Genomic DNA, 13,910 nt, shown 5'->3' on the forward strand with positions numbered 1-13,910 from the left:
GATGCGTTGTGATATCAGGTATTTTGGATTATTACCACAACGATTACCCTGTGCTCATTCTTATTAAGAGATGAAAACAGAGGCCCTTATGAAAATTTTACACCTTGATTCCAGCCCGTTTACTGAAGGCTCCGTATCCCGCGAACTTTCCGCCACGATTGTCGCCGAACTTTGTGCCCGCCATCATGACGCTGTAGTGACTTACCGCGATCTTGGCACCACGCCGCCGCCGCATCTTTCCGCCGCCGCCATGAGCATGCTGCATAATTCCCAGGAAGAAGTGATGACGCCGGCGTTAGTGGCCGAGCTGGACGGCATTTATCAGTCGATTGAAGAGTTGACCGCCTGCGACGTGCTGGTGATTGGCGCGCCGATGTACAACCACTCTATCCCCAGCAATCTCAAAGCGTGGCTGGATCAGGTGTGCCAGAAAGGACTGACGTTCCGTTATACGCCGCAGGGCGTGGTGGGGCTGATCCCCGGAAAAACGGTATATATCGCTTCCACGCGCGGCGGGGTGTACAGCACGCCGGAAGGCAAACTGCATGATTTTCAGGAGCCGTATCTGGCGTCGATTCTGGAACTGATGGGCGTGGCAGATTGCCACGTCATCCGCGCTGAAGGCGTTAGCCGTCAGGCGATTGGCCGGGAGAAAGGGCTGGCGGAAGGGCGTGAAACGCTGCTTCAGATCCTCAATGCCTGAAGCAGCGCGGCGATGTCGTTTATTGATTAATGTTTCGCAGTGCTGATCAATTCAAACAGCACCACGGTTCGCGAGGTGCACACATATTCGCGGCCAAAATCGAAGTTATGTTCGTTCACGTCATCGGGCTGGAAGGTATCGAGAATATGCCGCCAGCTCTCACCGTGTGCCACCGACGGCAGGGTGAACATGACGTCTTTGTGCGAGGCGTTAAACAGTAGCAGCACGGTGCTCAGCGATCCCTGACGCAGCAAGCCGGTTGGCTGTGCGCGGCCATCGAGCAGCATGGCGATGCATTTCGCGTGCGGATCGCTCCACGCGGCATCAGTCATTTCCGGCCCCTGCGGCTGGAACCAGCTCACATCCTTCACGCCGAGCTTTTCATGGACCGCACCGGTGAGAAATCGTCCGCGATGCAAAATCGGAAAACGTTTACGCAGGGCGATCAGCCGGTAAGTAAACAGCAGCAGCGATTTGCCTTTATCGCCAACGTTCCAGTTCACCCAGGCAATGTCGGTATCCTGACAATACGCATTATTGTTACCTTCCTGCGAGCGGGCGAATTCATCCCCGGCCAGCAGCATCGGCGTACCCTGCGAAAACAGCAGCGTTGCCAGCATGTTGCGCATCTGCCGCAGGCGCAGCTCATTTATTTCCGCATCGTCAGTCGGGCCTTCGACGCCGTAGTTGGCTGAAATATTGTTATCGCTGCCGTCCTTGCCGTTTTCCCCGTTGGCGCTGTTGTGCTTTTTCTCATAAGAAACCCAGTCATTGAGGGTGAAACCGTCGTGTGCGGTGATGAAGTTCACCGAGGCGTAAGGCTTGCGTCCACGGTGATTAAAGATGTCCGCTGAACCGGAAAGCCGCGTGGCAAATTGCGCCAGCTGGCCTTCGTCCCCGCGCCAAAATTTACGCACTGTGTCACGGAAGCGGTCATTCCACTCCATCCAGCCCGGCGGAAACCCGCCAACCTGATAGCCGCCGGGGCCACAATCCCAGGGTTCGGCGATCAGTTTGCACTGGCTGAGGATCGGATCCTGACGGCAGGTATCAAGGAACCCGCAGCCTTCGTCGAATCCGTAGCTTTCGCGCCCGAGAATGGTCGCCAGATCAAAGCGGAAACCATCCACCTGCATTTCCGTCGCCCAGTAGCGCAACGAATCCGTCACCATCTGCAACACGCGCGGATGGCTGAGGTTGAGCGTATTGCCGGTACCGGTATCATTGATGTAATAGCGTTTATTATCGGGCATCAGCCGGTAATAACTGGCGTTGTCGATCCCTTTGAACGACAGCGTTGGGCCGAGCTCATTGCCTTCCGCCGTATGGTTATAGACCACATCGAGGATCACCTCGATACCGGCGGCGTGGAAGGTGGCGATCATCTGCTTGAATTCGTTCACGGTGTGCGTCGCCATATACTGCGGATGCGGCGCGAAGAAGCTCAGCGTGTTATAGCCCCAGAAATTATGCAGCCCTTTATCCTGCAGATGCCGGTCATCGGTAAACGCGTGGATTGGCATCAGTTCGACGGAGGTCACGCCGAGCGAGCGGATATATTCAACGATATGTGGCGTGCTCATGCCGGAAAACGTGCCGCGCAGATGCTCCGGCACCGCAGGATGACGCATGGTGTAGCCGCGCAAATGCGTTTCGTAGATCAGCGTTTTTTCCCACGGGATATGCTTTTTGCGCGAACGCGCCCAGGAAAAGGCCGGGTCGATCACGCGGCACTTGGGCAGAAAAGGCGCGCTGTCTGTGTTATCGATATGCAAATCCTTCTTGGCGCTTTGCATGTCATAGGCAAACACAGCGTCGTCCCATTTCAGGTCGCCGACGATTTGCTTGGCGTAGGGATCAAGCAGCAGCTTGGCCGGATTAAACCGGTGTCCGTCGTGTGGCGCGTAAGGGCCGTGTACGCGATAGGCATACAACAGGCCGGGGCGGGCATCCGGCAGATAACCGTGCCAGACCTCATCAGTGTATTCCGGCAGTTCGATCACGTCGTACTGTTCGCCTTCGTCGTTAAACAGACACAGTTCGACTTTGGTGGCATTCGCGGAAAACAGCGCGAAGTTCACGCCCAGACCGTCCCACGTCGCGCCGAGCGGTACCGGTAAACCTTCGCGCACGCGGGTGGTGTGGCCCGAATCGAAACTGCGAACGATTTCGCCGTCGCTGTAAGGATGCATGATGCGCACACCAAGTTCGTCAACAGCGATGTTGACCTGGGAATTGGAGGGGACAGTGCGGACTTCATCAGTACTGGCTGTGGGTTGGGTCACTTTGCTGGATCGGGCTTTTGCCATTCGTTTCACACTCCTGAGCAGGTCAATCAGAATAAATCCTGAGAAAGAATTGAGCGAAAAAGATCCGCGGCTCATGGGGCCGCTTGTCCGTTGCTATCAAATCAGTGTAGTTGCAGTTCCGGCTTTTCCCCTGCCAGGGGCCAATTAACCGGCGAATAACGCTTTTTTTACATGACTAAAAAGAGGCATCTAACCGCGTATATCGAAAAATCAGTGGGGAGAAAATATTCCTGATTGATGCCCTTTTGCATATCACCAAAAAGCACACATTTCCCTCTTACTCGTTGATATTGAAGAATACGTTTCTCACGAAAATTTATGATGCAGTGTGATTTTCTCTTTTGAAATCAGGCTCCGATACTGGCCACAGAGAAAGCAGCAGCGAGCGATGAGACAACGAATCTTGCCCCACGCCGTCATCTGCTTTCCGACATTCACTTACATCTTTTTTCGGAGTCACGATTTATGAGCACTACCAAACAAAAATATATGGTTTCCGCAGCATGGGAAAATGCTGACGATGTCTGGTCATCTTCCTGTTCAATTGACGTATTTAATATGACGGATACCGACCTGGAATCAGGCAAAGTTGAATTTACGCTTGATAACTCTCAGAGCGCTTCCGCCAACATCAACTTCCAGTTCGAAACCTGGAGCAGCCCGATTAAAGGCACGCTGATTGACGATTGCAGCGTGATCCCGGCGGGCGGCAAAGGCACTTTTGCCATTATGGTCGGCAACAACACCGGCGTGAGCATCGGTAATCTGCCGCGCGGCTTCAAAGTCAACGGCGAAGTGGCCGATCAGGTAGCCGATACTCAGGCACCGACCATACCTTCTGCTGTGAAAGTGGTGGCGAGCGGGGCGGTGACCCTGACCTTAGGCTGGACGGCATCTACCGATAACGTGATGGTGGGCGGTTACGAAGTCACGTATACCAACACCAAAACTAATGTCGTCAAAACTCAAAAAACTAGCACCACCTCGGTGACTCTGGTCGGGCTGACGGCGGAAACGGCCTACAGCGTTCAGGTACGTGCTTACGATATGGCCAGTAATTTCTCGGCAAAATCCCCGGCGCTGAATGTCACCACAGACAAAACCTTGCCGGATTCCGGTGATTACAGCTTCAACCACGCGCCGTTTATGGATTTCACCGGCTGGCCGACGCCGCGTCCGAGCGTGTTCGGTAAAGAGTCCGGTCTGAAAGCCTATACCCTGGGCTTCATTACATCTGCCGATATGAATGCCGGTAACGGCGCACCGAACTACCGTCCTTGCTGGGGTGGTCTGGTGAGCATCACTGATGCGAACGTTGGCGACTACGGCGCAGAGTTTACCGGTGATGCAACGGTGTCAGATTACGGTAAAGCAGATATCGCGGCGTTCCGCGCGGCGGGTGGCGATGTGGCGATTTCTTTCGGCGGGGCGAACTCCAACTTCCTCGAAGAGCACATCACTGACGTGGGTGAGCTGGCTGCGCTGTATCAGGGCGTGCTGGATAACTACGGCGTGAACCATATCGACTTCGATATCGAAGGCGGCGCGTTACAGCAGACTGAAATGCTTAGCCGTTTGCTGGCGACCATGGCGGTAGTGCAAAAAAACAATCCGTCACTGCAAATCGCCTTCACGCTGCCGGTTGATGGGCAAACGTCTGACGATTCCCAGGGTCTGACTTCCTTTGGGATTGATTTTGTGCGCATGGTGCATGACGCGGGGATTTCACCGGCATTGTTCAACGCCATGTCGATGGACTTCGGCGACGTGGCGCCACCGCCGGACATGTATACCGGTGTGGAAATGTCGATGCTGGCGATGCATCGTCAGATCAAAACCGTTTTCACCGAGTGGTCAGATGCCAAACTCTGGCGTCGTATTGGTGTGACGCCGATGTTTGGTATCAACGACACCGGCCCGAGTTTCACTACCGAGCATATGAAAAAACTGATCGACCTGGCGAAGAAATACAATTTCGGCACCATCTCCGGCTGGGATGCGACCCGCGATTACAATCAGGGTCTGGAAATGTGTCACACCAGCGATCACAACAACCTCTATCAATGTACTTATGAAGGCACCGAGTCTTACGCCTACAGCAAGATTATCGCGACTTATCAACATAAGGCGGTGTAATCCGCTGTCAGAAATACTTTTTAGTTATTTAATCCGTACTGTTTAAATTCGCCGGTGTGAACCCTCACACCGGCATTTTTCGTCTGCATCATTCTGCAAAGTTTAACTTCTGTACTTAGCGGCGGCATTCACAGATATTCTTTCTGACCCGCTGCAATCAGGGCGGGCGCTGAACGTATTTGCCGTCTTTTATGAAACAGGAGCCCCCATGACTATCGCGTTGCTAAGCCATGTCCCGCTGGACGCTGGCTATCCTGAACGTTTTGCTGCCGCCGGATTTACCCTCCATTTCGCCACCACGCCAGGGCAGCGCGCCACGCTTTCCTGCGAACTTGCACAGCAAATTCAGGCCGTGTTAACCATAGGCAGTATTGGCCTGAGCGATGCAGAAATGGCAACGATGCCGCAGCTGGAAATAATCTGTGCGCAGGGCGTGGGGTATGAACATATTGACGTCGCGGCGGCAAAATCGCGCGGTATTCACGTCACCCACGGACCGGGCACCAATAATTCCTCTGTCGCGGACCACACGCTGGCGCTGATGCTGGCCATTACCCGCCGCATTCCTCAGTTTGACCAGGCGGTTCGCGGCGGTGAGTGGAATAAAGCGCGCTGGAATGTCCCCGGCATGGCGGGCAAAAAGCTCGGTGTCGTAGGGCTTGGCAACATCGGCGCGCTGATTGCCCGTCGCGCGGCGGGCGGATTTGATATGGCAATTGGTTATCACAACCGTAAACCGCAGGCGGATACGGCTTACACCTATTTCCACAGCGTGACCGAACTGGCCGCCTGGGCGGATTATCTGGTGGTCGCCACGCCGGGGGGCAAAAATACTGTCCGGCTGGTGGATGCCGCCGTGTTGCGCGCACTGGGCGCTGAAGGATTTTTAATTAACATTGCGCGCGGCAGCGTGGTGGATACCGACGCGCTGACAGCCAGCCTGCAAAGTCATGAAATCGCCGGTGCCGCGCTGGACGTGGTGGACGGCGAACCGCAGGTGCCGCCTGTGTTGCTGACGCTGGATAATCTGGTGATCACGCCGCATGTGGCAGGGCGCTCGCCGGAGTCGGTCGAAAATATGCTGGCGCTGGTGCTGGATAACCTCAGCGCTCATTTCTCCGCCAGACCGGTGCTGACGCCGGTGCCGGAGTAAATCTGAAACCGCTGTCACTCTCTATAGTCGGAAAAAGCATAAGTAACCGCTTTTTCTTATTTGTCTGGCATACCCGCAGGCCGTAACAATAGGGTTTTAGAACAGACAGGGGCGACGGCGGTGAATTTTCAACAACTCAAAATTATCAGGGAATCAGCGCGATGCAATTACAACCTGACCGAAGTATCGAACATGTTGTTCACTTCGCAGTCAGGCGTCAGCCGCCACATTCGCGAGCTGGAAGATGAGCTGGGCGTCGAGATTTTTATCCGTCGCGGCAAGCGTTTGCTGGGGCTGACCGAGCCGGGTAAAGAGTTACTGGCCGTTGCTGAGCGAATTCTCAACGAAGCCCAGAACATCCGTCGTCTGGCGGACGTCTTCTCCAAAGAGGACGCGGGCGTACTGACCATCGCCACCACGCATACTCAGGCGCGTTACAGTCTGCCGAAAGTCATCAAAGCCTTCCGCGCCATCTACCCTGGCGTCCGGCTGGAGCTGCATCAGGGCTCTCCAAACGAAGTGCTGGCGATGTTGCTCAGCGGGCAGGCGGATGTTGCTATCGCCAGCGAGAAGCTGATGAACGACACCTCTGTCGCCGCGTTTCCGTATTACCGCTGGCACCACGCCATCGTGGTTCCGCAGGGGCATCCGCTGACGTTGCAGCATCCAGTCACGTTGCAACATCTCAGCGAACAACCGCTGATTACCTATCGTCAGGGCATTACTGGCCGTTCGCGGCTTGACGAAGCCTTTAGTCGTGCCGCACTCAGCCCGGATATCGTGCTCAGCGCGCAGGATTCTGACGTGATCAAAACCTATGTCGAACTCGGTTTAGGCGTCGGTATTCTCGCCGACAAAGCTTACGAAGCCGCCCGCGACACCGGTCTTCAGCTCATCAATGCCGAACATTTATTCGAAGCCAACACCGTCTGGCTGGGTCTGAAAAGGGCGCAGTTGCAGCGTAACTATGTCTGGCGATTTATCGAATTATGTAATCCGGGGTTATCGGTGAATGATATTAAGGAGAAGGTGTTTGCGTCGGGGCAGGAGAGTGAGACGGTAATTGACTACCAGATCTGATCGTGCGGGGCCGCGCAATGGGCGGCTTTTAACTTCAACTTCACGGTCAAAACCTTGGGCTGCCGCCCAAACCGGCCTTAAGAGGCGCCTGTCGCCGAGCCTCTTAAGAATCTCCGGCTCTTTAAAACATGTGCTATGCAAACGGGCTATGTTTCAGAAACTCCGGTTATTGCCGCAAAATCTCGCCGCTGTGCGGTTCCCCTCCGGTCGGGTTACAACCCGCACATAAAAAAAGCCGGTTCTAAACCGGCTTTTCACTCACATCAATAATCCCAAGGTTCGCTAAGCAGCAGGCCTGGCAATCACATTGCGATTTTCCATCCGTACTTCCGCAATCGCTACATCAATGATGTCACTCTGACGGTAGGCCACTTCGCCCTTAATCAGAACGGTGCCGGTATCCGCGCTGCATACCAGTTCGTCGCGCACGCTGTGCAGGAACGGAGCAGGGATGAAGGCGACGGCGCCGATATCTTGCAGGCGGACACGCAGGCCGCCACGGGTGACATCGATGATTTCCGCGCTGAACTTAACGTCAGTGCCGACTTTATCTTCCAGATAACGTGCATACAGCCAGTCACCGACGTCACGCTCGGCCATGCGGTTGGCGCGGCGGCGTTCGGCCAGCTGAACGGTCATCTCATCCTGAGGTTTTTCTGCAGACTGGTTGAGGATCATCGCTTTCAACAAACGGTGATTCACCATGTCGCCGTATTTACGGATCGGCGAAGTCCAGGTTGCATAAGCTTCCAGACCCAGACCGAAATGCGGCCCCGGCGAGGTGCTGATTTCTGCGAAAGTCTGGGAACGGCGAATGCGGCTGTCGAGGAACTGCGTTGGCAATGCGTCAAGCTTGCGGCGCAGTGCGCAGAAGCCCGGCAGGGTCAGCAACTCTTCGGCGTTGGCTTCCACATCGTTGGCCTGCAGTATGGTAACCGCGTTCTCAACCAGCAACGGATCAAAACCGGTATGCACGTTATAGACGCCGAAACCGAGACTGTCGCGCAGGGCGAGAGCGGCACACACGTTGGCGGCGATCATCGATTCTTCCACGATACGGTTAGCGATACGGCGGTGCTCGGCGACAATCTCCAGCACGTTGCCTTTCTCACCCAGCACGAAGCGGTAATCAGGACGATCTTTAAACACCAGCGCGTTTTCTGTACGCCATGCACTGCGCACGTCACAGACGCGTTTCAGCAGGCGAATTTGGTCGGCAATCACATCGCTGGCAGGCTGCCATTCGCTTTTCTCATCCGCTTCAAGCCAGTCAGAGACATTGTCGTAGGCCAGCTTGGCTTTGGATTCAATGGTCGCGGCGAAGAAACGAATGTCGCTGCCCAGTGCGCCATCGGTGCCCAGCGTGACGGAACACGCCAGAACTGGACGGCTGACGTCCGGCCACAGGGAACAGATGTCGTCGGACAATTCGCGCGGCAGCATCGGGATATTAAAGCCCGGCAAATAGTTGGTGAATGCGCGTTTTTTTGCCGTGTTGTCGAGGTCGCTGCCTTCGGCGACGTACGCCGTCGGGTCAGCAATCGCGATGGTCATTTGCAGGGTGCCGTCGCCGTTGTCTTTCACAAACAGCGCGTCATCCATGTCCTGCGTACTGCCGCTGTCGATAGTGACAAAGGGCAGGGCCGTCAGATCTTCGCGGGTCAGACCTTCATCGCGCAGCTCGGCTATTTCAGATTTTGGCGCTTCACGTTCCAGATTGTGACGTGCCAGGGTGACCCACCACGGCGCGAGATCGTCGGTGCCGTTGGTGATCCACTCGGTGATTTCAGCCTGGAAGCTGTGATCGCCTTCTTTCAGCGGATGACGGCGCATTTCGGCCACACACCAGTCGCCATCGCTCACTTCGTGATTGATGTTGCGCATTACGCGGCACTGAATGGCATCGCGTAATAAAGGATGATCGGGAATGATGGAAAGACGGTCGTCTTTCTTGGTCACGCGGCCCACAAAACGGCTGAGAAAAGGTTCAACCAGGGTTTCCGGCTGGACGACTTCACGCTCTTTTTCGGTTTGCAGGGAGGCGATCACGCGGTCCCCGTGCATGACTTTTTTCATGTACGGAGGCGGGATGAAATAGCTTTTTTGGCCGTCTACTTCAAGAAAGCCAAAGCCTTTCTCAGTGCCTTTCACGATGCCTTCGACACGTGGAGTCTGAGAGTGAAGTTGCTGTTTTAGCTGCGCGAGCAGCGGGTTATCTTGAAACATATCGTCCAGGGAATTGGGGGTTAATGTGGCTCGATTAGCGGCAGACAGTTTTACGCGATCTGACCCCGTCGGGCAAGCTCTTATCCCCCTTTCGCCTCATAACCCTGAAGCGAAAGTGGGGATTTACGGCATGCCTCGCAAAACGGTTCAGGCGATACGTTGCAGATCGACCGTTTGCTCACAGCGACGGAGGGTCACCGGAACGGCTTTCGAGGTCGGGGTGTGGGTCTGGTCGCCAAAGCTGGACATCGGCACCAGCGGGTTTGTCTCAGGATAATAGGCCGCCAGATTGCCGCGCGGAATATCGTAGCTCACCAGTTTGAATCCACTGACTTTGCGCTCTACGCCGTCGTTCCACAGCGTTTCGATTTCCACCAGTTCGCCGTCTTTCAGCCCTAAATCAGCCAGATCCTGAGGGTGAATAAACAGCACTTCACGCTGGCCGTACACGCCGCGATAGCGGTCATCCAGACCATAAATCGTGGTGTTGTACTGATCGTGCGAACGCAACGTTTGCAGGGTAAACGGCGCATTTTGATCGCCCATCGGGATCAACACTTCCGGTAACGGAGCAGCGCTGAAATTGGCTTTGCCGCTTAAGGTATTGAAGTTCAGCTCCGCCGCCGCATTGCCCAGATAGAAACCGCCTTTGATGTCGCAGCGTGCATTAAAGTCCTGGAAACCAGGAATGGTCGCTTCGATATGGTCGCGGATCAGGTTGTAGTCATCCGCAAGGGCCATCCAGTCGAGGTATTTGTCGCCAAGCACCGCATCGGCGATACCGCAGACAATCGCGGTTTCGGAACGCTGCTCTTTCGACAACGGAATTCCCACGCCTTCGGACGCGTGAACCATGCTGAAGGAATCTTCGACGGTGATGAACTGCGAGCCGGTGGCCTGCATATCCAGCTCGGTGCGGCCCAGCGTTGGCAGGATCAGCGCTTCATGACCCGGCGTCAGATGGCTGCGGTTCAGTTTAGTACTGATTTGCACCGACAGATCCAGATTGCTCAGCGCCTGAAGGGTACGCGGTGTATCCGGTGCTGCCGCAGCCAGATTCCCGCCGAGGCAGATCAGCACTTTGGCGTCGCCACGCAGCATTGCCTCCAGCGCTTCCACAGTGTTATGGCCCGGCGTGCGCGGCGGCGTGAAGTGATAGTGTTTTTCCATCGCATCCAGCAGGGCTTTCGGCGCTTTTTCGTCGATCCCCATGGTGCGGTTGCCCTGCACGTTACTGTGACCACGTACCGGACACAAACCGGCACCCGGTTTGCCGAGCTGGCCGAACAGTAATTGCAGGTTGGTGATTTCGCGCACGGTCGGCACGGAATGTTTGTGTTGGGTAATGCCCATCGCCCAGGTACAAATCACGCGTTCGGCATGCATATAGATAGCCGCGGCTTCGCGCAGATCCTGTTCACTCAGGCCGGACTGTTCGGTGATTTTTTCCCAGCTGGTGGCATCGACTATCGCCAGATAGTCGTCCACGCCAACGCAGTTTTGCGCAATAAATTCATCATCGAACAGGGAAGGCTGGCCGGAGGCGATGCGTTCGCGGTGAGTCTGCAACAGCGCTTTGACGATCCCGCGCACGGCGGCCATATCGCCCCCCAGATTCGGCTGATAGTACGCAGAGCTGATGCGACCGGCTTTCGGCGTGACGACTTCCAGCGGTTTTTGTGGATCGGCGAAACGTTCTAAACCACGTTCACGCAGCGTGTTGAAGCTGACCACTTTCGCGCCGCGATCGGCGGCGTGACGCAGGCTGTGCAGCATACGCGGGTGGTTGGTGCCGGGGTTCTGGCCGAAGACAAAAATCGCGTCGGCCTTTTCAAAATCATCCAGACGGATGGTGCCTTTACCGACGCCAATGCTTTGTTTGAGGCCGACGCCGCTCGCTTCGTGGCACATGTTGGAGCAGTCAGGAAAATTGTTGGTACCGAACATGCGGCCAAACACCTGATAAAGGTAGGAGGCTTCGTTACTGGCGCGACCGGAGGTGTAGAAATCCGCCTGATCCGGGCTTTCCAGACCTTTCAGATGGCTGGCGATCAGCGAAAAAGCCGCGTCCCAGCTGATGGGTTCATAGTGATCGGTGGTGCGGTTATAACGCATCGGGTGGGTGAGGCGTCCCTGATATTCGAGGAAGTAATCGCTCTGTTCGCGAAGTTTGCTGACGCTGTGCTGCGCGAAGAATTCAGGCTCGACCGCTTTGCGCGTTGCTTCCCAGCTGACGGCTTTCGCGCCGTTTTCACAGAAGCTAAACGTACTGTGGTTATCATCGCCCCAAGCGCAGCCCGGACAGTCAAAACCGCGACCTTTGTTAACACGCATCAGGTTGCGCAGGTTGGAAAGGACTTTCTTACTGTCGAAGACGAAACGGGTGGTAGATTCCAATGCACCCCAGCCACCGGCCGCGCCGTGGTAGGGTTTAATCTCAGTTTTGAATTTCATAATTATGCTTCGCAGGTGGTTTTTATCTGGTCTGTAAACAACCGGATCGACGAATTGTTAATCCGATTGTTAATTTTATGTCACAAGTTTAGGAGGGTGATGGGATTACGTCTAATCGAATGCCGTGATGGTGTGATAGAAGCTGTCTATCGCGAGGGTTTATCGGGGCGTAATGCAAATTTTCCTCGACGGGCGGGCGTTTAAAGTCAATTTCAATGGTTTCAAAAACAGCATCTTGCGATAACGAAAACTGATTACGTCAGTCACTGCCTGTTTTGGCGTTAAAGCATCCAACTTGTAACCGAATCGTTTCATTATGAAATGCTTAGCAAAAGACTAAGGGTTTTTCTGAACGCCGTTTTCAGGCACCCTATGCCGCAGATCTCGATCTATGACTTTTTTGTATGATTATTTGTATAGATGCTGAGCGGATTTATGTTCAGGTCAATGCGGCACGTTTAAGGAAGATTCAGTGAAACGTAGTGTAATAAGTGTTTTATCTTGTGTGTTGTTGTTCTCTGCGGGCAGTGCGAGCGCTGTTGCGCCACTGGATTTCCCGGTTGTTCCCCCGAGCATTGATGCCGCGTCTTTTGTCCTGATGGATTACGCCAGCGGTGATGTGCTGGCAGCAGGGAACCCGGATGACCGTCGTAACCCGGCCAGCCTGACCAAACTGATGACCGGCTACGTGATTGACCGCGCACTGGATCAGAAGAAAATCACGATGAACGACATTGTGACCGTGCCGCAGGAAGCGTGGGTCGCTGGTAATAAAAGTCTGGAAGGTTCTTCGCTAATGTTCCTCAAGCCGGGCGATCGCGTTTCGGTACGCGATTTGATCCGCGGCATTATCATTACCTCCGGTAATGACGCCTGTGTCGCCATGGCGAATTATGTGGCCGGCAGCCAGGACAGCTTCGTTGGTATGATGAACAAATACGTCGTGAGCATGGGGCTGACCAATACCCATTTCGAAACTGTACACGGTCTGGATGCGCCGGGTCAGTACACAACTTCTTATGATCTCGCCAAACTTTCCCGCGCGATTATCGGTGGTGAACCTGAGGAATATCACATGTATAGCGAGAAATCGCTGACGTATGACAACATCACTCAGCAAAACCGTAACGGCCTGCTGTGGGATAAAAACCTGCAGGTGGATGGCCTGAAAACCGGTCACACCGAAAGTGCAGGTTTCAACATTATTGCTTCGGCCACGCAGGGCGATCGTCGTTTGATTGCAGTGGTCATGGGCGGGAAAAGTTCGAAAGGGCGCGAAGATCAGGCGCGTAAATTGCTGACCTGGGGCTTCCGTGAGTACACCAGCAAGCAAATTTTCAAAGCCAATCAGACCGTTTCCAGCGAGCACGTCTGGTTTGGGGCTAACGATCAGGTGAAAGTCGGTTCACTGAGCGATGTGTTCATCAGCGTTCCGCAGGCCGATGCCGATAAGCTGAAAGCCCAGTACGTGCTGACCAATCCGCAGGTCGAAGCACCGCTTAAAAAAGGTCAGGAGCTCGGCAACATCAATATCGTGGATAACGGTAAAGTCATCAAAACTGTTCCGCTGGTGGCGCTGGAAGACGTCGCGCAGGGCGGGATCATCAGCCGCGCGATTGATTATGTGAAGCTGAAGATTTAAAACCATTTAAATAATAGTTTTTCAGGAAATCCCTGGTGGCCTCACCGGGGATTTTTTTGCCTGTTATCTGTCGTCATTCATATCGCCAGAATTATTTTGACTGGAATCGTAATAATTATGTTGAATTAAATGTGATTACTATTCATCAATTTGATGAGATTTAATTAAAAATATTATATTTCTATGGATCTGCGAGGTAGTGAAGGA

The 13,910-nt window shown here is 54.4% G+C and carries 8 protein-coding genes; 5 read left to right on the top strand and 3 right to left on the bottom strand.

From position 1 onward, the window contains the following. Window positions 1–88 precede the first annotated feature (88 nt). Window positions 89–703 (top strand): FMN-dependent NADH-azoreductase, encoded by a 615-nt coding sequence (locus tag TU92_RS13485; protein WP_112167732.1) that lies wholly within the window; start codon window positions 89–91, stop codon window positions 701–703. A gap of 26 nt (window positions 704–729) precedes the next feature. Here TU92_RS13485 and glgX read toward each other — a convergent pair whose 3' ends face one another. Beyond that, on the bottom strand, window positions 730–3,012 hold the full coding sequence (glgX, locus tag TU92_RS13490) for a glycogen debranching protein GlgX (protein WP_112167733.1): 2,283 nt from the start codon (window positions 3,010–3,012) through the stop codon (window positions 730–732). A gap of 465 nt (window positions 3,013–3,477) precedes the next feature. On the opposite strand from glgX, the gene TU92_RS13495 reads away from it, so the two are divergent. From TU92_RS13495 to cbl, 3 genes are all read left to right on the top strand, one after another. Further along, window positions 3,478–5,148 (top strand): fibronectin type III domain-containing protein, encoded by a 1,671-nt coding sequence (locus TU92_RS13495; RefSeq protein ID WP_112167734.1) that lies wholly within the window; start codon window positions 3,478–3,480, stop codon window positions 5,146–5,148. A 208-nt stretch (window positions 5,149–5,356) separates the two neighbouring features. Beyond that, on the top strand, window positions 5,357–6,301 hold the full coding sequence (locus TU92_RS13500; RefSeq protein ID WP_112167735.1) for a 2-hydroxyacid dehydrogenase: 945 nt from the start codon (window positions 5,357–5,359) through the stop codon (window positions 6,299–6,301). Window positions 6,302–6,421: 120 nt separating this feature from the next. Then, entirely contained in the window at window positions 6,422–7,381 is a 960-nt protein-coding gene (gene cbl, locus TU92_RS13505) for an HTH-type transcriptional regulator Cbl (protein ID WP_112167736.1), read from the top strand. A 282-nt stretch (window positions 7,382–7,663) separates the two neighbouring features. Here cbl and TU92_RS13510 read toward each other — a convergent pair whose 3' ends face one another. Beyond that, window positions 7,664–9,607 carry an exoribonuclease II gene (locus tag TU92_RS13510; protein ID WP_112167737.1) on the bottom strand — a complete coding sequence of 648 codons (1,944 nt, stop codon included), beginning with the start codon at window positions 9,605–9,607 and terminating at the stop codon, window positions 7,664–7,666. A 147-nt stretch (window positions 9,608–9,754) separates the two neighbouring features. Beyond that, the gene (locus tag TU92_RS13515) at window positions 9,755–12,061 is read right to left on the bottom strand and encodes an FdhF/YdeP family oxidoreductase (protein WP_112167738.1); all 2,307 of its coding nucleotides are present in this window, start codon (window positions 12,059–12,061) and stop codon (window positions 9,755–9,757) included. A gap of 472 nt (window positions 12,062–12,533) precedes the next feature. Between TU92_RS13515 and TU92_RS13520 the strand changes: the two genes are divergently transcribed. After that, window positions 12,534–13,703 (top strand): serine hydrolase, encoded by a 1,170-nt coding sequence (locus TU92_RS13520; protein ID WP_112167739.1) that lies wholly within the window; start codon window positions 12,534–12,536, stop codon window positions 13,701–13,703. Window positions 13,704–13,910 lie beyond the last annotated feature (207 nt).

The sequence above is a fragment of the Rahnella inusitata genome (genome assembly GCF_003263515.1).
Taxonomy (GTDB): Bacteria; Pseudomonadota; Gammaproteobacteria; order Enterobacterales; family Enterobacteriaceae; genus Rahnella; species Rahnella inusitata.

Bases quoted from the DNA above. Each gene is read 5' to 3' on its own strand.
- TU92_RS13485 (WP_112167732.1), top strand. From the start codon at position 89: ATGAAAATTTTACACCTTGATTCCAGCCCGTTTACTGAAGGCTCCGTA.
- glgX (WP_112167733.1), bottom strand. From the start codon at position 3,012: ATGGCAAAAGCCCGATCCAGCAAAGTGACCCAACCCACAGCCAGTACT.
- TU92_RS13495 (WP_112167734.1), top strand. From the start codon at position 3,478: ATGAGCACTACCAAACAAAAATATATGGTTTCCGCAGCATGGGAAAAT.
- TU92_RS13500 (WP_112167735.1), top strand. From the start codon at position 5,357: ATGACTATCGCGTTGCTAAGCCATGTCCCGCTGGACGCTGGCTATCCT.
- TU92_RS13510 (WP_112167737.1), bottom strand. From the start codon at position 9,607: ATGTTTCAAGATAACCCGCTGCTCGCGCAGCTAAAACAGCAACTTCAC.
- TU92_RS13515 (WP_112167738.1), bottom strand. From the start codon at position 12,061: ATGAAATTCAAAACTGAGATTAAACCCTACCACGGCGCGGCCGGTGGC.